The sequence below is a fragment of the Flagellimonas yonaguniensis genome, from assembly GCF_029193885.1.
Classification (GTDB): Bacteria; Bacteroidota; Bacteroidia; order Flavobacteriales; family Flavobacteriaceae; genus Flagellimonas; species Flagellimonas yonaguniensis.
In genome coordinates, this window is sequence record NZ_JARFVB010000016.1 from 14,712 (window position 1) to 39,113 (window position 24,402).

A 24,402-nucleotide genomic window follows, 5' to 3' on the forward strand; every position below is an offset into this window, starting at 1 on the left:
GGCATCACGCTTTTAAAAGTATTACTTCGAATGTTGTTCCTACCAAGGGGGTACTTTTTACGGTAATTTTTCCTCCCATGGATTCGATTTGGTTTTTGGTAATAAAAAGGCCAATGCCTCGAGCGTCTTTATTTCTATGGAATGTTTTGTACATTCCAAAGAGCTTTTTGCCATGTTTCTCCAAATCAATTCCCAATCCGTTGTCCGTTACCTGTAAAACAATGTTCTCTCCATTTTCATAGGCTTTCAGCGATACTTGTGCGGCTTTCTTATCGGGATCCCTGTATTTTATGGCGTTGGACACCAAGTTGAGCACAACACTTTCCAGATAGGCCAGCACACCTTTGACCTCGAAGTGTTTGGGGACATCTAAGGTGATTTGGACATCATTTTTTTCGATAAGGGCCTGTACATCCATCAAAACCTTTTGTGTTATGTAGGAGAGATGGATCGGTTTCAGTTTTTTGTCCGTTTCCAGTTTAACCTGTACGACTTCGTTTAAGTGGGTAATGGTCTCATTTAGACCATTGGAGGCCCTGCTCAACATACTTAAACTGTCCTTTCGCTCTTCTTCACCCAAGGTCTCGTCCGTTAAAAAACTGCTGATCATCGTTAAGTTGGCTGCATGGGACCTCAAGTTATGGGATACAATGTGCGCAAAGTTCAACAAGCTGTTATTTTGATTGGTGGATAGTTCCAACAGGCCTTTCAATTTTTTTTCGGACTTGATTCTAGGTGTGATATCCACAATCTGTGAAATGAAATGCGAGATATTGCCATCAATATTTCTTGCTCCCGTAACAGATAGAAGAACATGGACTATTTCGCCAGTTTTGTTGAAATATCTTTTTTCTATTTGATAGGTGCTTATGTTTCCTTGGATAAGTTTTCGTAAAAGAGAAAGGTCTTTTTCGAGATCATGGGGATGGGTGATTTCTTGGAATGTCAATTTCAAAAGTTCATCTTTGGAATAGCCCAAACTTTTGCAAAGACTTTGGTTTACATCCATAAATCTCCCGTCTTCATCTACCAAAGCCATTCCAACTGAGGAGTTTTCCAAAGTGGCCTGAAGTGACTCCTCACTTTTGAGCAATTGTAACTGTGTGGTCTTCAGGTCTGTAATATCTTCGTTGACCCCGATCATTTTGATTGGGTTTCCCTCAAGGTCCCGAATGATTGTGGCTTCGCCCTTCATCCAACGAACCTTACCACTGGGTAATATTACCCTAAAAATAGTGTCAAAATCCTTCGTTCCGGAGATGGCATCGTTTACTTCCCCATTGATCTGTTCTATATCATCTGGATGGATACAGGATTCCCAAGCTTCATATACCCCTTTAAAATCCGTTTCCTTAACACCATATAGCAAGTACATGTTGCTGTCCCAGAAAAGCTCGTCATTGGGAATGATATATTCCCATATTCCAATGCCTGCGGTTTTGGTGGCAATGGATAATCTTTCACTTATCTTATTGAAACCAAGTTCAATTTGTTTTCTTTTGTTGATATCCTGAAAGGTTCCTACGATACGAACACATTTATCATTTATCATTTCGGGTTCTCCAATGGCCCTTACCCAGAGTTTATTGCCTTTTTCTGTGATGATTTCAAGTTCAGTGTCCCATGGCTTTCCAGTTTCAATGGCATGCTGTACCAAACGGGTTATTGTTTCCCTACTCCGTCCTTCCTTGTAAAAAGAAATTCCCTTTTCCATATTTGGGATGTAGTCCTCAGGTACTTCATGGATTTCTTTGGTCATTTTGGACCAATAAATGGTGTTCTTTACCAAATCCACTTCCCAGCCACCAACCCTTGCAACTTCTTGGGATTTTACCAGCAGCTCTTCCTCCCTCATTTTGTTTGTTATGTCTTCCAGAATGATCATAATGCTCGGTGTGGACATATCATCTTTATGGATGCTGCTTATTTTCCAGTCGTACCAGACCAAATCACCGTTTGGTAAAATCAATCGTTTGGTATATGAGCGATGTTCAATACCATCCAAGCAATAATTGATATCCGATTTCAATTCTTCGGGCAATTCGGGCATCACTTCAAAAAAATATTTCCCCTCTATTTTTGGGGTAAGGTCGAATTCTTTGAGCCATTGTTTTGAAAAGTCGATAAAGGATTGTTCCTCATCCAAAACGGCGAAGGGAATGGCTGTGTGGTGAAAGATGGACTGGCTTACTGTCATAGGGGAAAGTTTTTGATACTAAAAATATCAAAACCCAATAATTCCTGCAATATTGTGATAAAACGAAGTTTACTTTTTAACGTGGGAATTGTTGATTTCAAAGGATTAGAGCATGGGATGTAAAACCTCCCACACATTTTGTGCAACCAATTTTTGGCCTTCTACTGTAGGATGGATGCCGTCGCCCTGGTTGAGTTCAGGGATGCCAGCTACATTTTCCAATAAAAAAGGAATCAATGTTACGTTTTCCGATGAAGCAAGTTCTGGAAAAATATTCTCAAATTTTGAAGTGTATTCAGGTCCCATGTTCGGAGGAATCTTCATACCGGCAAGAATGATTTTGGCCTCAGGCAATTTACTTTGGACCATATTCAACATACCCTGTAGGTTGGATTCTGTTTCGGTCAATGGAACACCTCTGAGCCCGTCATTGGCGCCTAGCTCAATGATAATGATGTCAATACCATCCTCCAGTACCCACTCCAACCTGTTTTTTCCACTTGCTGTGGTCTCGCCGCTCAACCCGGCATTGATCACCGTGTATTCCAGCCCAAGGGAGTCTATTCTTTGTTGAATCAAGGCGGGAAATGCCTCACTTACTTCGAGTCCATATCCTGCCGTTAGGCTATCTCCAAAAAATAGGATTTTCTTATTGGAATCGATTGTCTCTGTTACTTCGTTCTTTTCGGTGGTCTCTGTTACTTCGGTGTCTTTTTTCGAGCTTTTTTCTCCACAACCAAGAAGTAGCAGTGTCAAAAAATAACAAAACATTAACGGCAAACGGAAGCTTGGGGTTTTCTTGGTCATGATCAATTTTAGTATTTTGAAAGTTTTAACCAAAAGCGTGTTATGTCAAAGATATTAAAAGTTCAGCACCTCTCTAAAACCTATCGGAGCGGTGAACATGACCTTACTGTTCTCAATAATGTTTCCTTTGAAGTGGAAAGTGGAGAAAGTTTTGCCATTGTAGGGCCTTCGGGCAGTGGTAAAACCACTTTGTTGGGGCTTTGTGCAGGATTGGATACCACCAATGAGGGCGAGATATGGCTTTGCGGACAAAATTTGTTCGATTTGGATGAGGATGGAAGAGCACGTTTGAGGAACGAGAATGTTGGGTTTGTATTTCAGGATTTTCAATTACTGCCCACTTTGACCGCTTTGGAAAACGTGATTGTTCCCTTGGAACTACGGGGTGTGAAAAAAGCAACGGCCCATGGCAAGGAACTCTTGGCCAAGGTCGGTCTACAAAATAGGGAAGGGCATTATCCTTCCCAATTATCGGGCGGTGAACAACAACGAGTAGCTTTGGCCCGTGCCTTTGCCAACAAACCGTCCATACTTTTCGCTGATGAGCCCACGGGAAATCTGGACGACGAAACAGGAACCAAAATAGAGGACTTGCTTTTTGAACTCAATAAGGAACAAGGCACTGCACTCGTAATCGTGACCCATGATCTGGAACTGGCCAAAAAAACAGATAAGAGTATTCGTCTAAGATCGGGCAAAATCGAGGAAACTGTTGGTTGATATGGGAAAGAACAACACAGGGTTTTCTTGGTTGCTAAAAATGGCATGGCGAGATGGTAAGGCGAGCTACGGTAAGCTCTTGCTCTTTGTCTTTTCCATAACCTTGGGTGTGGCCGCTGTGGTCAGCGTGCATTCTTTCAGTGGATTGCTCAAGGAAAATATCGCCTCGCAATCCAAAGCACTTTTAGGGGCCGATTATGTCATCGAAAGTGACAAGCCAGTCAACGATAAGGTCATGGGTATCATGGATTCTTTAGGTGGGGCTGACGCACGGGAGATCAATTTTATGTCCATGGCCGCTTTTCCAGGGAACGAAGGCACTAAGCTCATGGAGGTCAGGGGGGTGGAAGGTGGTTTTCCTTTCTATGGTGATCTAGAGACCAGTCCTACTTCTGCAGCTAACGATTTTAGAAATGGTGGAGCCTTGGTGGATGCCGTTACCATGCTTCAACTCAACCTAAAGGTTGGAGATAGCATAAAACTGGGAGCGGTGACCTTGCCCATAGCTGGCGAATTGGAAACAGTTCCAGGGAGTACCTCGGTCTTTGGTGCCATTGCGCCCCCAATTCTAATTCCTTTTGAATTCATTGAATCGACAGGGCTTGTCCAAACTGGAAGTAGAATCGAATATAAATATTACTTCAAGGCGGATGAAATTGAGGATATGGCACTCTTGGATGAGAAGGTCGATCCCATACTTGATGCCGAAGAGGCTGATTTGGATACACATTTGTCCGAAGCTCGTCGATTGGGCCGACGCTACGAGAACTTTGGAAAGTTCCTCAACCTTGTCGGATTCATAGCATTGCTTTTGGGTTGCGTGGGTATCGCCAGCGGCATGGGCATTTATGTCCAAATGAAGATAAAATCCATTGCCGTGCTCAAATGTCTGGGCGCATCAAAACGGCAGAGTTATCTTATTTTCTTCATCCAAATTGCTTGTATGGGCATTGTGGGGGGCTTGTTGGGAACGGCCATTGGTTATGGTTTCCAACAATTGTTCCCCATATTGTTGGGAGATTTGTTGCCCGTGGACGTTGATATTACTTTGTCCCTACAAAGCATGGTATTGGGACTATCATTGGGATTGGCCATGTCCGTGCTTTTTGCCCTGTATCCCTTGATGAAAACATTGTACGTGTCCCCATTACAGGCCTTGCGGGTGGTGCAGGAAACACAGTCCCGTTCCAAATGGGCCACAATAGCCGTTGGTTTAGGCATTGTTTTGTTTGTATTTTGTTTTTCATTTTGGCTTTTGGGGGATGTTATGCGCTCCCTGTTTTTTGTCAGCGGATTGTTAATCGTATTTTTGGTTTTGACCGCTGTGGCCCGATTCTTTATGGCCATGCTGAAAAAGTTCTTCCCATATTCTTGGAGTTTTATTGCTCGTCAAAGTCTGAAGAATTTGTTTCGCCCCCAAAATCAGACCCTGGTCTTGGTATTGGCCATTGGTATCGGAACCTTTCTGATTAGTACCCTTTATTTTACCAAGGATATGCTTTTGGAAAAAGCGGCCATTGAGGATAGTGCCAATAGCGCCAATATGATTTTGATGGATATTCAGAAACAACAAGTGGACGGGGTATCCAACACTATACAAGGGGCAGGATATCCTATTATCGATAAAATACCGATTGTCACCATGCGAGTAGAGACCCTTAAAGGGAAACACGTGGAAGATATTAGAAAGGATACCACATCGCAGGTCGGGCGATGGATATTGAGCCATGAATTCAGGGTAACCTACCGGGATAGCTTGATCAACTCCGAACGTATTTTGGAAGGGGATTGGGTAAGTATGGCTGATTCCGATTCTGATGTGCCCATTTCCGTGAGCAGCGATTTTGCCAACATGGCCAAGGTCACTATAGGCGATCCTGTGTCCTTTAATGTACAGGGGAGGATCATGAACACGGTCGTACAGAGTATCCGTGAGGTGGATTGGAGCAGGTTGCAACCCAACTTCTCCATTGTTTTTCCATCAGGAGTGCTTGAAAATGCCCCACAATTTGGGGTAATGACCACCAGAACTTCTGACGATATGGGTTCGGCCCGACTCCAACAGCAATTGGTACGTCAATTTCCGAATGTCTCCATTTTGGATCTAAAGCGAATCCTGGGTCTTTTGGAGGATATTTTGGGCAAAATAGGATGGGTTATCAACTTCATGGCTTTCTTTAGCATATTTGTTGGGGTCGCCGTACTCATGGGGGCCATATACAGTAGCAAGCACCAACGGGTAAAACAAGGTGCACTGCTCAGGACGTTGGGGGCTCAAGGCGCCCAAATATTGAAAATGATCGCCATTGAGTATGCTGTTCTTGGATTCGTGGGTGCTTTTATGGGGGTATTGCTTGCGGTTTTGGCAAGTACTTTATTGGCCTATATGTTGTTCGAAACGGCTTTTACCCCTTCATGGGTTCCGTTCTTCATAATTCTTCCGGCGATTACGTTATTGGTCTTTGCACTAGGTGTTGGAAACAGTATCGGAATAGTAAGGAATTCACCTCTTACCGTCCTGAAGAAAGAAAAGGAATAAAATAGGACCGCTATATCAGGTAAGGACCTGATTGTTTTATTCCGATAGTACGGTCCTGAACCCTAAGTGCTCCATACCGGAATCCGGACTGGTGGCCATCCGGGCCGAAATCCTATAACTTGCGCAATAAGAAGCACTACATAAAAACGAACCTCCTTTGATGACCCTTTCCTTTGCATAGGTATTACTGGAATTGAAAGCGCTTTCGGCCCCCTTTGGATTTTGGACAACTACTCCGCTGGAAGCCAATTCCTTATAATAATTGGTGTTGTACCAATCGCTGGTCCATTCCCATACATTTCCCGCCATATCGTAGAGCCCAAAATCGTTTTTTGGGTAGGACATGATAGGAGCTCTCCTTTCAAAACCATCTTCCATGGTATTGGTTACCGGAAACTCTCCTTCCCAAGAATTGGCATGTGCACTCAGCTTTGAAACATCATCGCCCCAGAAAAATTTGTTGTCCGTTTTGTTGGCGCGTGCGGCAAATTCCCATTCCGCTTCGGTGGGCAATCGTCGTCCTGCCCATTTGCAATAGGCCTGTGCATCTTCGTAGGCAATATGTACCACAGGATGGTCTTCTTTTCCTTCAATTGTACTTTCAGGACCATTGGGATGTTTCCAATCAGCACCGATTTTCCAATCCCACCATTGGGAGTAATCATAGAGGTTGGGAACACTGGATTTTGTTTTTTTAAATACCAACGACCCTGGTTGTAAAATCGAGTCATGGGGCTTTTCCGTTCCCTCTGGCAACTGTTTTTTCATTTCTTCCCAATCAATTTCTCGCTCGGCCATGGTTACATAGCCTGTTTCTTCCACGAATTTGGCAAATTGGGCGTTGGTCACTTCATGTATGTCCATAAAAAAGCCGTCCACATATACTTTGTGCGCCGGTTTTTCGTGGGCCATTGCCATTTCGTCATTGGGTACAGCGCCTTGTTTGAATAAGCCGCCAGGTATCCATACCATTCCATCAGGAGTTTCGCTTGGAGCTTTTTTGGGTTTTGGAAGCTCTTTGGACCCTGTGGTTTTTATTGGTTCTTCTTGTTGATTTGTTTTGGATTTACAGCTCAACAGTAATATCAGCAAGTAAAAAAATACAGCAGGTTTCAATGTCTTGATTTTTAAGTGGTTCTTGGATTTTGTTTCGTACCATTTTTGGGCTCACTTGGTTTAAGGAAACAATCAACAACCATTTCTGTGGTTAATGAAAGAAACAGCTCCAGTTTTTTTGAATTTGATATGGAAAAGATATGGATTTTAAACGGTTTACTTGAAACGATAAAAATATGAGGTATGTGCCCATAATTTTTATCCTTTACAATACAAGAGGCTCTTATATCTTTTCTGCTGGTGATCATTGGCCATGATTAACCAAATGATCTTAGAAGATTGAATAAGATTCTTTGGGGTGCCATGGGAGTTATCTTTGACTTTTCCATGCGGAGGATACAAGGAGCATTTGCAGAACCCAATGGGGTAGCTCACAGTGAAAAAAAATGTGGTCATCATATTTGCAGATGACTTGGGGTATGGTCATTTCCTAAGAATCAGGTATTATGTTAGCTATAGCGATCATATTGGTCATTATGTTTTGTTCGTATTTGGTTTTGGAGGACACTGGATTGGCTATTCAAAAAGGAAGAACGCTAAAGAAAATGGATGTTTCCGAGGGTGCTGTTTCTTGATTTTCGGGGTAGGACCTTACATTTTTATCATATTCGATTTTCATTGAAATTATGATTGATAATTAAAAGGTTGCGTATTTTAGTAGTATGGCAATCAAACATTTTCATATTACAAAATCAACAGGGGAAAAAGTCGATTTCTCCATGGATAAACTGAAAAGGTCCCTTCAATTTAGTGGAGCTTCCGAAGAAATGGTGGGAGAAATTGTTCAACGTGTGCAAGATGAACTTTATCCGGGCATTTCAACTAAGGAGATTTACAACCGGGCCTTTTCCCTTCTGAAGAAAAAGGAGTCGGTCTACGCATCAAAATATAAGTTGAAAAAGGCCATCTATGAATTGGGGCCCACGGGTTTTCCCTTTGAAAAGTTTATCAGCGGTATTTTACATTACTCCGGTTATGAGACCAAAGTGGGAGAGATACTGGAAGGCACTTGCGTATCCCATGAAATTGATGTATTGGCCACAAAAAACGGTATCCTGAATGTTATTGAATGCAAGTTTCACGGCGAGGATGGACTCAAATGCAATGTGAAGGTTCCTTTGTACATCAATTCAAGATATAAGGACGTAAAGCCACCCTTGGATTCCAAAAAGGATAAAAACTTTAACGAAACAGAAGGGTGGTTGGTCACCAATACACGATTTACCCAAGATGCACTTGGATATGGCAAATGCGTAGGGTTGTATCTTTTAAGTTGGGATTATCCGCATGGGGATGGACTCAAAGAACGGATAGACAGGTTGCGGCTCTACCCGATAACGGTCTCCACCCTCTTATCCGGTAGGGAAAAGGATTTCTTGCTGGAACGGGACATTGTGTTGTGCAGGCAATTGATGAAAAATAGTTTCTTGCTCGACCATTTGGGAGTTTCCAATGGCAGAAAACAAAGAATTCTAAAGGAAATGAAATCACTCTGCAATTCTTAGATGCTTATGAAAAAGCTGAACATCCATTTTTTTGGCGCTTCGGGAACAGTGACCGGGTCAAAATATTATTTGGAGACCGAAGAGGCCAAAATAATGGTGGACTGCGGTCTGTTCCAAGGTGTGAAGGAACTGCGTGAACACAACTGGGAACGATTGCCCGTGGATGTGTCGGAAATGGATTATGTGCTGCTTACCCATGGTCATTTGGACCATTGTGGCTATCTGCCATTATTGGTGCGACATGGGTTTCGTGGGAAAATCTTGGGAACAGAGCCCACTCTCGAAATCGCACGGATCATTCTGGAGGACAGCGCCAAGATACAGGAAGAAGAAGCGGAGAGGGCCAATGAGGAACATTACAGCAAACACGATCCCGCTTTGCCTTTGTACACCAAAGAAGATGCAGCCTTTGCCTTGAATTTTTTTGAGCGGATTGAGGAAGGTGAAGAGGTTGTGCTTTCCGATAATTGCTCGGTAACATTTTTGTACAATGGGCATATTATCGGTTCCACTTATATCGAAATGGACCTTTATGGAAAACGGTTTGTGTTTTCGGGGGATGTGGGACGCCAAGAAGACGAATTGCTCAATCCTCCAAAACAGCCCGAGTGGGCCGATTATTTGTTTGTGGAGAGCACCTATGGGGATAGGTTGCATCCTGAAGAAGATGTGGAGCACATTTTGACGGAACTCGTAAAGGAAACCTTGCAGAAAAGGGGAGCGTTAATCATCCCATCATTTGCTGTGGAACGCTTACAGTCCTTAATGTATCAATTGTGGAAGCTTTATAGGAAGAACAGAATTCCGAACATTCCCATTTTTGTGGACAGTCCCATGGGCAATAATGTATTGGAGGTGTTTGAAGAGTTTCCAAGTTGGCACAAACTTACTTTAGAGGAATACCACAATATGTGCAATCATATTTCGATAGTGAGCTCGTATGCAGAAACCTGGGAAACCATTGATGACCCTAGACCCAAAATTGTGATTGCGGGCAGTGGCATGGTCACAGGAGGACGGGTGCTTACCTATATCAAGCAATTGGGGGATATGGGGTCGACTTCCATTCTTCTTGTTGGGTTCCAAGCGGAAGAAACCCGAGGTAGAAAACTGCTCGAAGGAGCCACTGAACTTAAAATTTACGGAAAATATATACCTATTAAAGCCAAGGTCCATCATTTGGAGAGTTTATCGGCCCACGCTGACCAAGCGGAACTGCTGACATGGATGGGTTCCATAAAGAACATTCCCGAAAAAGTCTTTTTGGTTCATGGGGAAAGGTCTGTAATGGATACCTATGGAAAAAAAATCCATGAGAAATTCGGATGGAACTGTCATATACCCGAAATGTACGAAGTAATCGAAATTCTGTTGTAATGGCAGCGGGGCATCACAATTTGATGCCATAGCTCAAATCCCCTGCATCGCCGAGTCCGGGCACAATGTATCCTTTGCTCGTAAGTTCATCATCAATGGCGGCAATCCACAATTGGGTATCCTTTGGGAAATCCCGTTCAACCTTCGCCACTCCGGATTTGGAACCGATGACGGATATAATATGGATTTTTTTGGGCGTACCATGGCTTTTGAGGGCATCGAGCACGTTCTCCAATGTTTTCCCCGTGGCCAACATCGGGTCTGTCAATACTAAAACCTTATCATCAAGGGAAGGTGCGGCAAAGTATTTTACGATGACCTCGAAGGCATCATCATTGTTGGGGTGGTGGCGGTATGCGGAGATGAAGGCATTTTCGGCTCCATCAAAATAACTTAAAATCCCGTGGTGGAGCGGAAGCCCGGCCCTGAGTACCGAACACAGTACCAATTTGTCCGAACACAGGAAGGATTTTTTGGTGCCCAAAGGTGTTTGAACGGTCTTTTCCCCATATTCCAAAGTCTTGCTCAACTCGTAGGCCAGAACTTCGCCAATGCGTTCAATATTTCGTCGGAAACGCATGGAATCCTTTTGAATATCCACATCCCTGATTTCTGAAATAAAAGTGTTTAGGATGGAATTGGTTTGGTCAAACTGATGGATGATCATTGTATTGGGAATTGATTTTTCCTAAAGGTAAATGTTGTCGGGAACATATAAAAATGAAAGTCCCCAACCCAAAAGTCTTGTTCGGACACTGATAATCGTCATTGGAATAAAAGAAGATTTTTAGCGAAATTTGAAAGAGTCATTTATGGTAAACGAATTTAAGATTACGGTACCGACCTATGGATTTTATCGATTATTACAATGTATTGGGGGTAGACAAAAAAGCATCTACCGACGAAATAAAAAAAGCCTATCGCAAGCTGGCTAGGAAATACCATCCCGACCTGAATCCCAATGATGCGGAGGCGGAAAAAAACTTTAAGCGCGTCAATGAGGCAAACGAAGTGCTTTCCGATCCGGAAAAAAGAAAGAAATACGATGAGTATGGAAAGGATTGGCAGCACGCTGAGGAATTTGAAAGAGCCAAACGTTCAAGGGCACAACAGGGACGTGGTCGTGATTATTCGGGTTACACCTATAGCCGTTCTGGTGGCTCTGCCCAGGATTTTTCAGACTTTTTTGAATCCATGTTCGGGGGAGGAGCATCCGGGTTCGGTTCCCGTGGGCAAAATGTCCAATTTAGAGGACAGGATTACAATGCCCAGCTCCAATTGTCCCTGATGGATGTGTACACCACCCAAAAACAAACACTAACGGTAAATGGGAAAAACATTCGCCTGACCATTCCTGCGGGTATCGAGGATGGGCAGACCATAAAAATCAAAGGCCACGGAGGCCCCGGCATTGAAGGCGGACCTGCCGGTGACCTCTACATTACCTTTTCCATTGTCAATAATACAGTATTTAAACGGGATGGTCCCAATCTGTATAAAACGGTCGAGATTCCATTGGTGAAAGCAGTGCTCGGAGGTGAAATACAAGTAGAGACCTTAACGGGAAAAGTGAAATTGAAAGTAGCACCTGGAACCGATAATGGTACCAAGGTAAAACTCAAAGGCAAGGGATTTCCAAAATATAGAAAAGAAGGTCAGTTTGGGGATTTGTACCTTACCTATACCGTGAAAATACCGAAGAACTTAACCCCGGAGCAGAAATCGCTATTTGAATCCTTGGAAAAAACCAAGCTATTATAAAAAGACATGAAACAGGAGAACTACATATCGGTAAAGACTTTTTGTGAACGCCATGGGGTTGGGGAATCTTTTGTGTACGCTATGTACGAGTATGAAATTTTACAAGTGGAGTACGAAGAAGACGAAGGTAAATTTCATATTGAAGACCTTCCACTTCTGGAAAAAATGGTTCGTTTGCACAACGAATTGGATATCAATCCCGAGGGGATTCAAGCCATTCATCATCTTTTGGGACAAGTGGAAAACTTACAGCAAGAGGTGGCATCCCTTAAAAAGAAACTGGATACATTGGAATGATCATTACCGTTTTCGGATATGACCAAGATCATAGGAATCGAGGCATCCTTCCAATACCTTTAAGAGAAAATCTAATAACTATAATGGTTCAGGAACAGTAGTCTTTGTAAGATTCTTTTTTCATCTCTGAAGATGAGGACCATTTTGTTTTTAACATTGGATGTCATGAAAAAAATATTGGTACCCGTCGATTTCTCCGCCTATTCCGAATATGCCTTGGAAGTTGCTGCAATATTGGCCAAGCGACATGGGGCAGGTATTGTTTTATTGCACATGATCGGGATGTCCGATTCCGTATTGGCCAACTCTGAGATTGCCGAAGAGGCAGAGGCCAAATATTTTTTGAAGTTGGCCAAGGACAAAATCAAGGAATTTACGGAAAGGGAATATCTTAAAGATGTTCATGTGGCCACCATTATTCAAAACTATAAGGACTTCAATGAGGTAAACGAAGTGGCACATGAACAAAATTGCGACCTAGTGGTCATGGGGTCCCATGGAACCAGTGGTTTTAGCGATTTGTTCGTAGGTTCCAACACGGAGAAAGTGGTTCGTTCTTCTGAATTGCCCGTAATCGTCATCAAAAAGCCACACAAGGATTTTACCATCAACAAAATGGTAATGGCCTGCGATCTTAGCAAGGAGTGTATTCCAATTTATGAGAAGGCCGAAGCTTATGCAGAGTTGTTTTCAGCTTCATTGGAGGTCGTTTACATCAATTCAGCTGGGGCCAATTTTATGGGACATGATGATGTGGAGAAAAGAATGGAGTCCTTTGAAAAGGAAGTCGGCGAAGAAATCAAAGTGGATTTTTACAACCACCATAGTGTGGAGCGTGGAATTTTGAACTATTGTTTTGAAAAGAATGCCGATCTGTTGGTAATCCCAACCCATGGACGCAAAGGCTTGGCCCATTTTGTAGTGGGCAGTTTGGCGGAAAACATATCCAACCACGCAAAAATGCCCGTGATGACCATCAAACTGTGATTATTTTTCGAAGAGCAATTGCAAGCGGCCCAACAAAATGAGTTCTGATTTATTACTACCAGCAAACGATGCGGCAATGGCCCTTGAAGTGGACAAGGCCAAATTCTTGATTTTTGGGGAGAACAGTATTTTGTGATCCATGTAAAAAGCTTCGAACTCTTCATGGATTTCTTCACTGTCCTTTTCATATTCCAATAACCAATCAAAAACCGAGATGATCTGAAAAGCGGAATCGGTACCATATTCATCCTCAATGTCATCGACCTCTAACCAATGGTCGCGAACCACCTCGTTGAGCTTCTCCATTTCTTTCATATGTATACTGTGATCTGCCATGGCCATGGCGTAAAACAATTTCCCTAAATTTTGGTATAATTCGTTCCCAAGGTCTTTTTTAGATTTCAACATTTTCTTAAATTTTAATGCTAAAATCTAAATATAGTCATGTAAAAACTTTCCTACCATGACCGAGATCAGTAAATTTATATATTGTTTTGGAACTATTTGAAAAAAGTAATGTGCTCAGGATGTTAACGGAGGTAATCTCCGAAGGAATCCTTGTTGTCGATGAACAGCAACTCATTACAGCTAGCAATTCCGCTACCAATACCATGTTCGGTTATGAGGATGGAGAACTCATTGGTCAACCCATGCAGATTTTACTGCCCCAGAAGTTAAAGGGTCATCATTCAGTATTGGCACAGAACTTTATGCATGAGGGAAAAGCAAGGCAGATGGGCAAAGGAAGGGATTTGGTCGGTCGCCGTAAAGATGGGGTTGAGTTTTCACTTGAGATAAGCCTTAATCCGTTCAAACTTCGCAAGAAAAATTATGTTTTGGCCTTGATCATGGATGTGACGGAGCAAAAAAAGGCTGAAGAGGCCATGGAGCATTGGCTCCGGATTTTTGATGAATCCCTGAACGAAATCTATGTTTTTGATGCAGAGTCATTTGTTTTCATCAATGTGAACAAGGGTGCCCAGCATAATTTGGGATATACCATAGAAGAGCTGCGTCGAATGTTGGTATTGGATATCAAACCAGAGCTAAGAGAGGAAGTGTTTTCCAGATTGGTCTCCCCTTTGATGTCCGGCCGAAAGGAAAAAGTGGTCTTTGAATCGGTGCATCAACGGAAAGATGGTACCACATACCCCGTGGAGGTACACCTTCAACTTTCTTTTTTGGGAAAACAAAGGGTGTTCGTAGCCATTGTACTGGACATTACGGAACGGAAAAACTATACCCAACAGCTAGAGAACAAGGTAGAGGAGCGTACACAGCAGTTGCAACAGGCCCTCCAAGCGGAGAAAAAGCTCAATGAACTCAAGACCAAATTCCTGTCCTTGGTATCGCATGAGTTCAAAACGCCATTGTCCAGTATATTGACTTCCACTTCCTTACTGAAAAAGTACACGGAATCCGATCAGCAAGAGAAAAGGGACAAACATATCGGGACCATTAAGTCCAAGGTAAAGTATTTGGACAATATCCTTACCGATTTTTTGTCCATAGAACGATTGGACCTGGGTAAAGTAAAATACAATATAACCTCATTCCCACTGAGCAAATTGATCAACGAAGTGGTCTATGACTCCAATACCTTGCTCAAAGAAGGGCAGCGAATCAAATACCCGGAGAACATTGACGGAATTGCCGTTGAGTTTGATGAAAAGATCATGGGATTGGCACTGTCCAACTTGGTGTACAATGCCATCAAATATTCACCAGAGGATACGGACATAGAGCTTTCGGTATCAGAGAAAAACGAACAACTCCATATCGATATTATCGATCAAGGGCTGGGCATACCCATAGAGGATCAGCCTTTTATCTTTGACAGATATTTTAGGGCCAGTAATGTGCTCACGGTACAGGGAACGGGCATTGGACTTAATATCGTAAGGCAGCACTTGCACAATCTCGATTCCAATGTGACTTTTAAAAGTGAACAGGGAAAAGGATCTACTTTCACACTTTATATACCAATAAACAACAAGGAAAATGAAAAAAATCTTACTGGTGGAGGATGATAATTCGCTACGTGAAAATGTAGCGGAACTGTTGGAGTTGTCAGGTTTTGAAGTATGTTCTGCATCGAATGGAAAAATAGCGGTACAGAAGGCCATTAAAGAGCTTCCGGACCTGGTGCTTTGTGATATCATGATGCCGGAAATGGATGGGTACGAAGTGTTGGAACAACTTTCTTCTTTTGAAGCTACCCGTTATATCCCTTTTATCTTTATATCCGCCAAAACCGAAAGACAGGATGTTCGAAGGGGAATGAACCTTGGGGCGGATGATTACCTTACAAAGCCTTTTGAGGAAGAAGAACTTTTGTCGGCAATCCAATGCCGTTTGGAAAAGGCCGAACATATGGAAACCGCCTTGGCCGAACATCCAAAAAGAGGACTTGGAGAACCCGAAATACGATCACTGAACGAGCTCAAGAATTTTTTTGATGACCATGGCGAGCCATTGTCCTTTAAAAAGGATGAGGCCATTTATTCCAAAGGGGACCACTCCAATATGGTGTACCTGATCTTAAAAGGGGTCGTAAAAAGTTGTGGACTGGATGAAGAGGGCAAGGAACTCATAACATCCATACATTCCGAAGACGATTTTTTGGGATTTACCTCTTTAACGGATCATATGCCGTACCAAGAATACGCATTGGCAATGGAAGATGTGGAACTGGCGGGGATATCAAAGGAAAAGGTAAAAGGGATTCTGGAAGACAATAAAAGCGTTTCACTGGAACTGATGGATGTCATAACCGAGGATTTGGCCAAAATAAAAAACCAATTGCTGCAAATGGCCTATAGTTCTGTACGGAAAAAAACGGCACAGACCCTATTGATGTTTTGCAAGGCCATGAACAAGAATAAACAAGGCCCTTTAAAAATAGCCCGAAGCGATTTGGCCGGAGTCGCGGGCATTGCAACCGAAAGTCTTATCAGAACCCTTTCCGATTTTAAACACGAAGGTCTTATTGCCATCGAAAACAGAAATATCACGGTCCTTGACAAAGAGGCACTCCAGCACGTGAACTAAGAAAATGTAGGTCATAAAATGGCTTAAGTGATATTTATCATTCCTTTTTTTTAATTGAATGATAAAATTGCACCATCAATTTATGATCAAATGAAGAATGTTCTTGTCCCAACAGACTTTTCAGAAAATTCTATCAGGGCGTTAAAGTATGCTGAGGTTATTTTCAGTGAAATGGAATGCAATTTCTATTTGTTGTACGTTGGCACCTTATTGGACACCAAAAACGATGCGGAATCTTTTCAGGAAACCACAGGAGAACCTTCGGAAAACACAAAGACGAGATTGACCAATTTGGTTAAACAGAGTAGAAAACACAGCACTGAGGCCAATCACTTTTTTTTCGCCTTGCACGAATACGGTTTTCTCATCCCCACCATCAGAAAACATATCGAAGAACAGGACATCGACCTTATCGTTATGGGAACCAAGGGTGTTTCGGGACTCAAGGAGAAGGTGTTGGGGAGCAATGCAGGGGATGTTATTACCAAGGTGCAATGCAACACGCTCGTGGTCCCTATTGATGTTGAACTATCCAAGCCAAGGGAAATAGCCTTTCCCACGGATTTCAATATTTTTTATTCCCTGAGGATTTTACGGCCCATGGAAGAAATGATCGGATTGGGAAAATCCAAGTTTAGGGTCATGAATGCCCTAAAGGAAGGGGACAGCCTTAATGAAGAACAGGAAAAGAACAAGGAATACCTGCTGGACTTTTTGGAGGACACTTTTCCCGAAACCCATAGTTTTCATACCATAACCAATCAGAAAGTCAAGGCTGCCATCCAGTGTTTTGTGGAGAGCAGGGATATCGATATGATGATCATGGTGGCCAAAAACTTGAACTTTATCCAACAAATCCTTTTTGATACCATTGTGGAGCAGATAAGCTTCCATACCAAAATCCCGTTCTACGTCATTCACGAGTGATACGGTGTCATTTTCTTTTACGCGGAATGCCAAGATGCTTTTGCCTATTTATATATGTGATGTAAATCATAGTATAAAATTTTTACTGTGGATAGTTTTGTTATTAGTAGGATGTTAAATAACAGCGCCATGATCAGAGTAGTATTGCCCACCGATTTTTCAGAAAATGCGTTTCATGCCATTTCCCATGCCGTGAAGTTATTGGAAAACTCCACCTGTATATTTTATTTGGTACATGCCTATACCCCTCCTGTGTACAGAGTGGATTATACATTGGGGAGCCCAGGCCAATTGGGGCTACCGGACGATGAAAGGTATAGGGCCGAAGAGGCGCTTGAAAAAACCAGAAAAAGAATCAAGGAACAATTCCACGTATCCAAACACACCTTTGTAATCCATGCTGCATTCAACTCTTTGGTGGATGAAATCGATTCCATTGCTCAAAAGGAAAATGTGGATTTTATAGTAATGGGTACCCAAGGGGCGACCGGGGCCAAGGAAATCCTATTTGGCTCCAATACGGTACATGTCATTCAAAAAACGGGAATACCAGTGTTGGCCGTTCCATCGGAATTTGAATACCGACCACCGGAAAACATTTTGTTCCCTACCGATTATGAAGTGGATTACAACAAAGCCAATCTGGACTTTTTGCTCAAGTTTTCAAAACTGGAGCACTCCAAATTGCACATCATGCACGTAACATCACCAGAAGGACTTGATTCCGACCAGATGGGCCATAAAACATTTTTAGAGGGAAAGTTACTGGAACACAATCATGAATTCCACGATTTGCCCGATCAGGATTTGATAGAGGCCATTAACCAATTTCAAAAGGAAACCCCGGTTGAACTCTTGGCCATGGTAAAGAACAAGCATACCTTCTTGGAACGTCTTTTTGTGGAGCCTATCATCAAAAATATCGGGCTCCATAGCAAAGTCCCTTTTTTAGTACTTCCGTTTAATCAATAAAAGAAAGCCATGTTACAGATTTTAGTGCCCACCGATTTTTCGAACAACTCATACAATGCACTCTATTACGCCGCTCGCTTGTTCAAGGACAAAGAATGCACATTTCATATCGTGAACGTGTGCAGTGACGAAAACGATCCTGATAGGGAGGAGGCCAAGGTAGCTTCCGCGGAGCGTCTGGAGGCTTTGGTGCACCGCTTGGTCAGGGATGTTGGTGCCAACAACGACCATTTTTTTGAAAAGGTTTCCTTGTGTTCCGATATGACCAAAGGAGTTGCAATATATGCCAAGGAACAAAAGGTAGATCTCACAGTAATCGGAAACAAGGCGAAAGAAGAGATAAAGCACATCCTTTTCGGGAACAATGCCATGCAACTGGTAAGGGAATTGACAAGTTGTCCCGTATTGATAGTTCCAATGGAAATCGATTTTAAAAAAGTGGATAAAATCGCATTCACTTCCAATTATACGAACCCAATTGCAGAAGAAAACGTCAGGGCACTTCAATTTTTCAGTGGGTTGATGGACAGCGTTATTGTACCCATGAGCATTGAGGAAAATAAGGACAATGGCGCTGCCAGGAAAAACAAGACCGACTTTCTTGGGTCCATTTCCGAAAAAAGTTCCAAAGAGGTCTCCTTGCCCGTTTTTGATGGTAAAGTGAACACGATTCTGGAATTTGTGGACCTCTGGAACATAGATATGCTTTGCATGGTCTATTATCCACACCACTTTTTCTTGGAGTTTATCGGCAAGGGAATCATCAAAGAACTCAATACAAAATTGAAAGTGCCATTTTTGATTTTGCCCAACACGCCGAATTGACCAAAATCATGGTATACTATTTTGAGGTACCGTAACTTTCATTAAAACAAAAAACATCATGGACAAGAGAGTTTTGTTACCTACGGATTATTCAAAAAACGCATTGAATGCCATTAGATATGCAATGGAGTTATACAGTAATGAGCGATGCGAGTTTTATATCCTCAATGTTTTCCATATTTCTGGATATACGTTGGACAGTATGAGGGTCCCCGAAACGGGTGAGCCGTATTATGAAGCTGCAAAAAAGGAATCCGAAGAAGGTATGGAGCGATTGATGCAAATGATCAAATTGCACCCTCAAAATGATAAGCACCGATTCCATACCATTACAACATTCAATAGCTTGACAGAGGCCATAAAAATCTTGGTCGACAAAAAGGACATTGATATCATTATAATGGGCACCAAGGGAATCACGGAATCCAGGGCACGCATTTTTGGGACCAATACCGTTAACGTGATGGAGCGGATAAGAGAGTGTCCCGTAATAGCCGTACCTAGCCATTATATGTTTGAAATACCAAAGGAAATAGTTTTCCCAACGGATTATAAATCCCCTTTTAAGAAAAAGGAAATCGGGGATTTGATAGCGATGGCCAAACTGCATGATGCGAAGATCAATGTGGTGCACATAGATAAGGACAGGGACGGAAAACTCAGCCGTAAAGAAACAACGAACAAGGAATTGTTGCAGGAAATCCTGCAGGGTACGGATTATGAAATGCATTTTTTGTCCGCGGATAAGATCAGTGATGGTATCAACACATTCATAGAAGAACACGATTGCCAAATGGTCGCTTTCTTGAACCGGAAACATCTGTTCTTTGGAAGCATCCTTTCAAACCCTTTGGTAAAAAAGATAGGGTACGACCCACAAGTGCCCATTTTGGAACTGAACGATAACTAAAAAGATGGAATTATGAAGCAAGTAGGAATATGGTTGGACAAACAAGAGGCCAATGGTGTAATATTGAACAATGGAAAGGAAAGTCTTTTTAACATTCCTTCGGAACTGGATTTTTTCAACCCCAAAGGAGGTGCACGATCCAAAACCAAATGGGGCCCACAAGATGTGGTCCAGGACAGCAAATATCTGGAACGTGAAAAACACCAATTGAAAAATTATTTTGAAAAAATAGCGGAAGAAATTTCAGATGCGGATCAAATAGCCATATTTGGACCAGCCGAAGCCCCCGAGAAATTTATCGAGGAATTAAAGCAGGACCATCCTCGATTGGCCGCCAAGGTAACATCCACCAAAACCGTGGACAGCATGACCCAAAACCAGTTCAAAGCATTGGTAAAACAATCCTTTGGAATGGATGACCGATACCCGGAAGCCACGCAATGAATTTGATCAACATGATGTAGATCATTTCACAGTAACCGACCAAACCTTACATTCATTAACGATTAAAAATGCCTGATGATGGTAAGGGAGAGAAAAATAGAGGTAATGCACAATGAACTGCAAAATTGGAAATCCTACTTGCTGTTTATCGAAGATGAAATGGCCTTTATCCAAAGGTTGCTGGATTCCTATGTCTTTGAGCCGAGAACCCCTAATCTGTTTGAACGCTCGGAAAATTTCAAACAGCACTTCAACACTTCCAAACAAGACAGGGAATCACTATCCAAATCCATCAAAATACATGAGAATGGACTTGGAGGCATTTTTGAATGTGTCCAAGACGAATGCGATGCCCATTATTATGATAAGCACCAGAACCTCAAGGACAAGGTCAAGGACTATGTCAAATCCTATATCAAACTCAAAAAAGAGGTCTATAATTATGCAGGGACGGTGCTCAAGAAAAAGAAGCCATTGAGCTGACCGGGCTGTTTTTTTGATACTACAAACACAGCCTTTGTCGGATTGTCACATATTCATTAATCAGTAAATTAAGTAGTTATGTCACTCGTAAAATTAGATGGAAAGCGATTTCCTTGGAATGAAAGACTGATTGATTTTTTCAATCGGGATGCATTTGTTGATGATGATTTTTTCAATTTGGAAAAAACCCACCCATCAATGAACGTAAAAGAACACAAAGATGATTTTGAAATTGAATTTGCCGCACCAGGTTTTGAAAAAAAGGATTTTGAAATCACTATAAAAAATGATGTATTGGAGGTTTCTGCCCAAAAAAGCAAGGAAGAGACCGAGGAGGATGAAAACTTCACACGAAGGGAGTTCAACTACAATGCATTCACGAGGACCTTGCAATTGCCCACTTCTGTTGATCGATCAAAAGATGTGAAGGCAGTGTACGAAAATGGTATTCTTAAGCTCAAAGTCCTGAAAATGGAAGAAGCCAAGGAAAATCAGAAAAAAGTCATCGAGGTCGGGTAACGAAATTCGCGGCAGATGTACTTCCGTCTGCCGCATAAAAAAAATACAGCCATGGAAACAAAATCAAGTAAAAGAAAGTTCAGGGAGTGGTTCAGTGCCGATGAGTTGCACGAAGAATCAAAAAAATGGTCCTCGGAATTGAAATTCGCACGGGACGAGCAAAAGTTCCTGAACCATATGGTAAAGGACTATACGCTGGATATTATCGATACTGATATGTTCAAGGATACGCAGCCCGTTGTGGATGCGTTGAACAAATTGGAAAAGGACTTGGTGGACCTCTTCAAAAAAGTGCAATTGCACGAGAACCAGCTACAGATCATGGTGGATGAGGTCAATCAAGAGAAAATGGAGGAAGCTTACTTGGATACCCATAACGATCTAGGTAAAGAGGTCGAGGATTACTTTGTAAAATACAGAGACTCCAAGACCAGGATATTCGATATCGTGTCCAATGTGATCAAGCGTAAAAAACAGAAAAGATTGTTGAATTAAAACTATCCAGAAACAAGATATATGAAAGTATTGGTGTACAGTGCCAAGGATTTTGAGATTGAAAACCTGGAAAAATCCAATGGTGGCAAACATAAAATGAAATTCGTACCCGAAGCCCTCAACGCAACAACTGCGGTTATGGCGGCCGGGTACGATGCCATATCCATTTTTTCGAACGACGATGCCTCCTTGGTGGTCCTCGAAATTCTTCAGGAACTGGGGGTAAAGTACATGACCCTTAGATCAACGGGATACAATAATGTAAGTGTCAAGTCCGCCAAGCGAATCGGGCTCAAGGTGGGGTATGCCCCCGAATACTCCCCCCATGCCATAGCTGAGCACGCTGTGGGATTGTTGTTGGCCCTAAACCGAAAGTTGATCAAGGCCCATGCCCAGGTCCAGCATTATAATTTTCTGTTGGATGAATTGGTGGGCTTTGATTTGAACGGAAAAACCGTTGGTATCGTTGGAACGGGTAGGATCGGTTCCATTTTGGTAAGGATATTCCATGCTTTCGGTTGCAAGGTAGTGGCCAATGATGTGAAGCGAAATTCCTATTTGGAGCATCATTACGATTTGGAATACCTTCCTTTGGAAGAACTTTGCAGGAAGTCCGATGTCATCAGTATAAATACTCCCCTTAACTATGAAACGCACCACATGTTCCATGAACCATTGTTCATGGCCATGAAACAGGGCACCCTGTTGATCAATACCGCAAGAGGGGGAATTGTAAAAACGGAAGATGTCATCAGTGCATTGAAAAGCGGGCATCTCGGAGGCTATGCCACGGATGTGTACGAGCATGAAAGGGGTGTGTTCTTCACGGACAACAGTAGCACAGGGCTGAACGATGGACTTTTAAAGGAACTCATCGAATTGCCCAATGTGCTGTTGACGCCTCACCAAGCATTTGCAACCAAGGAAGCCCTTGAACGAATCGCGGAGACCACTATTTACAATTTGGATTGTTGGGAAGAAGGCAAAGTCTGTAAAAACGAACTGGGTTTTGAGACAGTGACATTATAAGAGCGGGCTCAACAATTTTGCAAAGCCCTCGATCAATTTTTTGATCCAAGGCCGTTCCTTGTATTTTTTATAATCACCCAATACAATGGATTTTTCACAGTCCCTTAAAAAATCCGATTTCATTTGCAGGCACAGGTCTTTGTCGTAGACAAAAGCTTGGGCCTCATAGTTTTGTTGTAGACTTCTGTTGTCGAGATTGGCAGTTCCGATACTGGCGATCTCATCATCGCACAACATCACTTTACTGTGCAAAAAACCATCATCGTAGAGATATATCTTAATGCCTGCTTTTAAATAAGATTCAAAATAAGCTCTTACGCACCAGTCCACCAATTTGATATCGGTACTGGAGGACATCAATATCCTGACGTCCACTCCGCTCAGGGCAGCTGTCATCAAAGCTTGCAAAATAGCATGGTTTGGAATGATGTAGGGGTTTACGATGTAGAGGTATTTTTCTGCACTGTTGATAATGGAAAAATAGACCTGCTCCATCACATCAAAATCATCGTCAGGGCCGCTGGGCACTATTTGGAGGGAAGTACCTTTTCGAGCTGAGCCATGCATCTTGAAAGCTGAAATATCCACTTTGTTCCCACTGGCAAGGAACCAGTCGGTCACAAATATTCGGTTCAAAAAATCAACCGCTTCGCCTTCGATCTTCAAATGGGTGTCGTGCCACTTGCCCAGGGCAGGATCGCCCTTCAAGTATTTGTCGGAAATATTGATGCCTCCCGTAAACCCTATTTTATTATCGATGACAATGATTTTCCTATGGTTACGGTAGTTTAGGGCAGTAAGGAACCTACCGAACTTAAAGGGAAGGAACTGGGCGGTTTCCACCCCGATATGTTTAAGTTTCTTGAGGTACTTTTTGCTCAAGGAATAACTTCCAATGCCGTCGTACAATAGTCGGACAGTTACGTTTTCGGCTATTTTCCGTTCAAAAACCTCCAATAACTTATCGGCTAGGATACCGTCCTCAAAAATGTAGTATTGTAGGTGGATGTGCTCTTTGGCTTCTTCAAGTGCTTCAAAAATACTTTCAAAGGTGTTCTTTCCGTCTTTTAGTAGCTCTAAATCATTATGGCAGGTAACGGGGCAACTTGAGGTTTTGTGGATGAGTGATGTTATTTTTTGTTTGTTTACCGAGATATCCGGGGAACAAGTCACATTCTCTAGTTTGTTCAGGGTGCCAAACTGATTTTTTAAGGAGAACATCTTGCTTTTCCTTCTGTTTCGTCCAAATAAGATATACAGAAGAACGCCTGCCACGGGAATGGTAAAGATGGCCAATAGCCATGCCAAGGTCTTGCTGGGTCTGACACCGTTCAACAACAGGCTTATGACCATGACCAAGGCAATCAAAATATAAAGTGTCACGAGAATGGGTACAAGCATCTCTTCTTTTTGATACCGATTGAAATCCACCCACAAGTTA

General features: G+C 42.4%; 25 protein-coding genes. 19 read left to right on the plus strand and 6 right to left on the minus strand.

Annotated elements, in window-relative coordinates; genetic code table 11:
- Positions 1-4: 4 nt before the first annotated feature.
- Both PY092_RS17235 and PY092_RS17240 read right to left on the minus strand, forming a co-directional pair.
- On the minus strand, positions 5-2,197 hold the full coding sequence (locus PY092_RS17235) for a PAS domain-containing sensor histidine kinase (protein WP_275617040.1): 2,193 nt from the start codon (positions 2,195-2,197) through the stop codon (positions 5-7).
- 105 nt (positions 2,198-2,302) lie between these two features.
- Positions 2,303-3,004 carry an arylesterase gene (locus PY092_RS17240; RefSeq protein WP_275617041.1) on the minus strand — a complete coding sequence of 234 codons (702 nt, stop codon included), beginning with the start codon at positions 3,002-3,004 and terminating at the stop codon, positions 2,303-2,305.
- Between the two features lie 42 nt (positions 3,005-3,046).
- Between PY092_RS17240 and PY092_RS17245 the strand changes: the two genes are divergently transcribed.
- Both PY092_RS17245 and PY092_RS17250 read left to right on the plus strand, forming a co-directional pair.
- Positions 3,047-3,724, plus strand: a complete 678-nt coding sequence (locus PY092_RS17245; protein WP_275617042.1) for an ABC transporter ATP-binding protein — start codon at positions 3,047-3,049, stop codon at positions 3,722-3,724.
- 1 nt (position 3,725) lies between these two features.
- Positions 3,726-6,263, plus strand: a complete 2,538-nt coding sequence (locus PY092_RS17250; RefSeq protein ID WP_275617043.1) for an ABC transporter permease — start codon at positions 3,726-3,728, stop codon at positions 6,261-6,263.
- Positions 6,264-6,299: 36 nt separating this feature from the next.
- Here PY092_RS17250 and PY092_RS17255 read toward each other — a convergent pair whose 3' ends face one another.
- Positions 6,300-7,388: a formylglycine-generating enzyme family protein gene (locus PY092_RS17255; protein ID WP_417958379.1), complete on the minus strand. Its 1,089-nt coding sequence runs from the start codon at positions 7,386-7,388 to the stop codon at positions 6,300-6,302.
- A gap of 437 nt (positions 7,389-7,825) precedes the next feature.
- On the opposite strand from PY092_RS17255, the gene PY092_RS17260 reads away from it, so the two are divergent.
- The 3 genes from PY092_RS17260 (at position 7,826) to PY092_RS17270 (ending at position 10,261) form a co-directional block, all read left to right on the plus strand.
- On the plus strand, positions 7,826-7,954 hold the full coding sequence (locus tag PY092_RS17260) for a hypothetical protein (RefSeq protein WP_275617045.1): 129 nt from the start codon (positions 7,826-7,828) through the stop codon (positions 7,952-7,954).
- Between the two features lie 87 nt (positions 7,955-8,041).
- A complete protein-coding gene (locus PY092_RS17265; protein ID WP_275617046.1) occupies positions 8,042-8,884 on the plus strand; it encodes an ATP cone domain-containing protein in 843 nt (280 codons plus the stop codon).
- A 6-nt stretch (positions 8,885-8,890) separates the two neighbouring features.
- Positions 8,891-10,261 carry an MBL fold metallo-hydrolase RNA specificity domain-containing protein gene (locus PY092_RS17270; protein ID WP_275617047.1) on the plus strand — a complete coding sequence of 457 codons (1,371 nt, stop codon included), beginning with the start codon at positions 8,891-8,893 and terminating at the stop codon, positions 10,259-10,261.
- A gap of 13 nt (positions 10,262-10,274) precedes the next feature.
- Here the strand turns inward: PY092_RS17270 and upp are convergent, their stop codons facing one another.
- Positions 10,275-10,928, minus strand: a complete 654-nt coding sequence (gene upp / locus PY092_RS17275) for a uracil phosphoribosyltransferase (protein ID WP_275617048.1) — start codon at positions 10,926-10,928, stop codon at positions 10,275-10,277.
- A gap of 179 nt (positions 10,929-11,107) precedes the next feature.
- Between upp and PY092_RS17280 the strand changes: the two genes are divergently transcribed.
- The 3 genes from PY092_RS17280 (at position 11,108) to PY092_RS17290 (ending at position 13,306) form a co-directional block, all read left to right on the plus strand.
- Complete coding sequence (locus tag PY092_RS17280; protein ID WP_275617049.1) at positions 11,108-12,022, plus strand: J domain-containing protein; 915 nt, start codon at positions 11,108-11,110, stop codon at positions 12,020-12,022.
- A gap of 6 nt (positions 12,023-12,028) precedes the next feature.
- Complete coding sequence (locus PY092_RS17285) at positions 12,029-12,319, plus strand: chaperone modulator CbpM (protein ID WP_275617050.1); 291 nt, start codon at positions 12,029-12,031, stop codon at positions 12,317-12,319.
- A 165-nt stretch (positions 12,320-12,484) separates the two neighbouring features.
- On the plus strand, positions 12,485-13,306 hold the full coding sequence (locus PY092_RS17290; protein WP_275617051.1) for a universal stress protein: 822 nt from the start codon (positions 12,485-12,487) through the stop codon (positions 13,304-13,306).
- Here PY092_RS17290 and PY092_RS17295 read toward each other — a convergent pair whose 3' ends face one another.
- Entirely contained in the window at positions 13,307-13,714 is a 408-nt protein-coding gene (locus tag PY092_RS17295) for a hypothetical protein (protein ID WP_275617052.1), read from the minus strand.
- Positions 13,715-13,800: 86 nt separating this feature from the next.
- Between PY092_RS17295 and PY092_RS17300 the strand changes: the two genes are divergently transcribed.
- From PY092_RS17300 to PY092_RS17350, 11 genes are all read left to right on the plus strand, one after another.
- Entirely contained in the window at positions 13,801-15,336 is a 1,536-nt protein-coding gene (locus PY092_RS17300) for a sensor histidine kinase (protein ID WP_313790233.1), read from the plus strand.
- The gene (locus PY092_RS17305) at positions 15,308-16,357 is read left to right on the plus strand and encodes a response regulator (RefSeq protein WP_275617053.1); all 1,050 of its coding nucleotides are present in this window, start codon (positions 15,308-15,310) and stop codon (positions 16,355-16,357) included. The genes PY092_RS17300 and PY092_RS17305 overlap by 29 nt, the downstream gene beginning before the upstream one ends.
- Before the next feature lie 90 nt (positions 16,358-16,447).
- Complete coding sequence (locus PY092_RS17310) at positions 16,448-17,284, plus strand: universal stress protein (protein WP_275617054.1); 837 nt, start codon at positions 16,448-16,450, stop codon at positions 17,282-17,284.
- 129 nt (positions 17,285-17,413) lie between these two features.
- Positions 17,414-18,256: a universal stress protein gene (locus tag PY092_RS17315; protein WP_275617055.1), complete on the plus strand. Its 843-nt coding sequence runs from the start codon at positions 17,414-17,416 to the stop codon at positions 18,254-18,256.
- A 9-nt stretch (positions 18,257-18,265) separates the two neighbouring features.
- Positions 18,266-19,081 (plus strand): universal stress protein, encoded by an 816-nt coding sequence (locus PY092_RS17320; RefSeq protein WP_275617056.1) that lies wholly within the window; start codon positions 18,266-18,268, stop codon positions 19,079-19,081.
- A 58-nt stretch (positions 19,082-19,139) separates the two neighbouring features.
- Positions 19,140-19,991: a universal stress protein gene (locus PY092_RS17325; RefSeq protein WP_275617057.1), complete on the plus strand. Its 852-nt coding sequence runs from the start codon at positions 19,140-19,142 to the stop codon at positions 19,989-19,991.
- Positions 19,992-20,003: 12 nt separating this feature from the next.
- Positions 20,004-20,435 carry a hypothetical protein gene (locus PY092_RS17330; RefSeq protein WP_275617058.1) on the plus strand — a complete coding sequence of 144 codons (432 nt, stop codon included), beginning with the start codon at positions 20,004-20,006 and terminating at the stop codon, positions 20,433-20,435.
- A gap of 75 nt (positions 20,436-20,510) precedes the next feature.
- On the plus strand, positions 20,511-20,918 hold the full coding sequence (locus PY092_RS17335; RefSeq protein ID WP_275617059.1) for a hypothetical protein: 408 nt from the start codon (positions 20,511-20,513) through the stop codon (positions 20,916-20,918).
- A gap of 78 nt (positions 20,919-20,996) precedes the next feature.
- A complete protein-coding gene (locus PY092_RS17340; RefSeq protein WP_275617060.1) occupies positions 20,997-21,437 on the plus strand; it encodes an Hsp20/alpha crystallin family protein in 441 nt (146 codons plus the stop codon).
- Between the two features lie 51 nt (positions 21,438-21,488).
- A complete protein-coding gene (locus PY092_RS17345) occupies positions 21,489-21,932 on the plus strand; it encodes a hypothetical protein (RefSeq protein ID WP_275617061.1) in 444 nt (147 codons plus the stop codon).
- A 21-nt stretch (positions 21,933-21,953) separates the two neighbouring features.
- The gene (locus PY092_RS17350) at positions 21,954-22,961 is read left to right on the plus strand and encodes a 2-hydroxyacid dehydrogenase (protein WP_275617062.1); all 1,008 of its coding nucleotides are present in this window, start codon (positions 21,954-21,956) and stop codon (positions 22,959-22,961) included.
- On the opposite strand, the gene cls is transcribed toward PY092_RS17350, so the two are convergent.
- On the minus strand, positions 22,956-24,362 hold the full coding sequence (cls, locus tag PY092_RS17355; RefSeq protein ID WP_275617063.1) for a cardiolipin synthase: 1,407 nt from the start codon (positions 24,360-24,362) through the stop codon (positions 22,956-22,958). The genes PY092_RS17350 and cls overlap by 6 nt on opposite strands.
- Between the last annotated feature and the right edge of the window lie 40 nt (positions 24,363-24,402).

What these genes read in the sequence shown, in the direction of transcription:
- PY092_RS17330 (WP_275617058.1), top strand. Translation starts at nt 20,004, where the DNA reads ATGAAGCAAGTAGGAATATGGTTGGACAAACAAGAGGCCAATGGTGTA.
- PY092_RS17305 (WP_275617053.1), top strand. Translation starts at nt 15,308, where the DNA reads ATGAAAAAAATCTTACTGGTGGAGGATGATAATTCGCTACGTGAAAAT.
- PY092_RS17260 (WP_275617045.1), top strand. Translation starts at nt 7,826, where the DNA reads ATGTTAGCTATAGCGATCATATTGGTCATTATGTTTTGTTCGTATTTG.
- PY092_RS17340 (WP_275617060.1), top strand. Translation starts at nt 20,997, where the DNA reads ATGTCACTCGTAAAATTAGATGGAAAGCGATTTCCTTGGAATGAAAGA.
- PY092_RS17290 (WP_275617051.1), top strand. Translation starts at nt 12,485, where the DNA reads ATGAAAAAAATATTGGTACCCGTCGATTTCTCCGCCTATTCCGAATAT.
- cls (WP_275617063.1), bottom strand. Translation starts at nt 24,362, where the DNA reads ATGCTTGTACCCATTCTCGTGACACTTTATATTTTGATTGCCTTGGTC.
- PY092_RS17315 (WP_275617055.1), top strand. Translation starts at nt 17,414, where the DNA reads ATGATCAGAGTAGTATTGCCCACCGATTTTTCAGAAAATGCGTTTCAT.
- PY092_RS17265 (WP_275617046.1), top strand. Translation starts at nt 8,042, where the DNA reads ATGGCAATCAAACATTTTCATATTACAAAATCAACAGGGGAAAAAGTC.
- PY092_RS17345 (WP_275617061.1), top strand. Translation starts at nt 21,489, where the DNA reads ATGGAAACAAAATCAAGTAAAAGAAAGTTCAGGGAGTGGTTCAGTGCC.
- PY092_RS17310 (WP_275617054.1), top strand. Translation starts at nt 16,448, where the DNA reads ATGAAGAATGTTCTTGTCCCAACAGACTTTTCAGAAAATTCTATCAGG.
- PY092_RS17240 (WP_275617041.1), bottom strand. Translation starts at nt 3,004, where the DNA reads ATGACCAAGAAAACCCCAAGCTTCCGTTTGCCGTTAATGTTTTGTTAT.
- PY092_RS17285 (WP_275617050.1), top strand. Translation starts at nt 12,029, where the DNA reads ATGAAACAGGAGAACTACATATCGGTAAAGACTTTTTGTGAACGCCAT.
- PY092_RS17335 (WP_275617059.1), top strand. Translation starts at nt 20,511, where the DNA reads ATGATGGTAAGGGAGAGAAAAATAGAGGTAATGCACAATGAACTGCAA.
- upp (WP_275617048.1), bottom strand. Translation starts at nt 10,928, where the DNA reads ATGATCATCCATCAGTTTGACCAAACCAATTCCATCCTAAACACTTTT.
- PY092_RS17320 (WP_275617056.1), top strand. Translation starts at nt 18,266, where the DNA reads ATGTTACAGATTTTAGTGCCCACCGATTTTTCGAACAACTCATACAAT.
- PY092_RS17245 (WP_275617042.1), top strand. Translation starts at nt 3,047, where the DNA reads ATGTCAAAGATATTAAAAGTTCAGCACCTCTCTAAAACCTATCGGAGC.
- PY092_RS17250 (WP_275617043.1), top strand. Translation starts at nt 3,726, where the DNA reads ATGGGAAAGAACAACACAGGGTTTTCTTGGTTGCTAAAAATGGCATGG.
- PY092_RS17280 (WP_275617049.1), top strand. Translation starts at nt 11,108, where the DNA reads ATGGATTTTATCGATTATTACAATGTATTGGGGGTAGACAAAAAAGCA.
- PY092_RS17350 (WP_275617062.1), top strand. Translation starts at nt 21,954, where the DNA reads ATGAAAGTATTGGTGTACAGTGCCAAGGATTTTGAGATTGAAAACCTG.
- PY092_RS17270 (WP_275617047.1), top strand. Translation starts at nt 8,891, where the DNA reads ATGAAAAAGCTGAACATCCATTTTTTTGGCGCTTCGGGAACAGTGACC.
- PY092_RS17325 (WP_275617057.1), top strand. Translation starts at nt 19,140, where the DNA reads ATGGACAAGAGAGTTTTGTTACCTACGGATTATTCAAAAAACGCATTG.
- PY092_RS17295 (WP_275617052.1), bottom strand. Translation starts at nt 13,714, where the DNA reads ATGTTGAAATCTAAAAAAGACCTTGGGAACGAATTATACCAAAATTTA.
- PY092_RS17235 (WP_275617040.1), bottom strand. Translation starts at nt 2,197, where the DNA reads ATGACAGTAAGCCAGTCCATCTTTCACCACACAGCCATTCCCTTCGCC.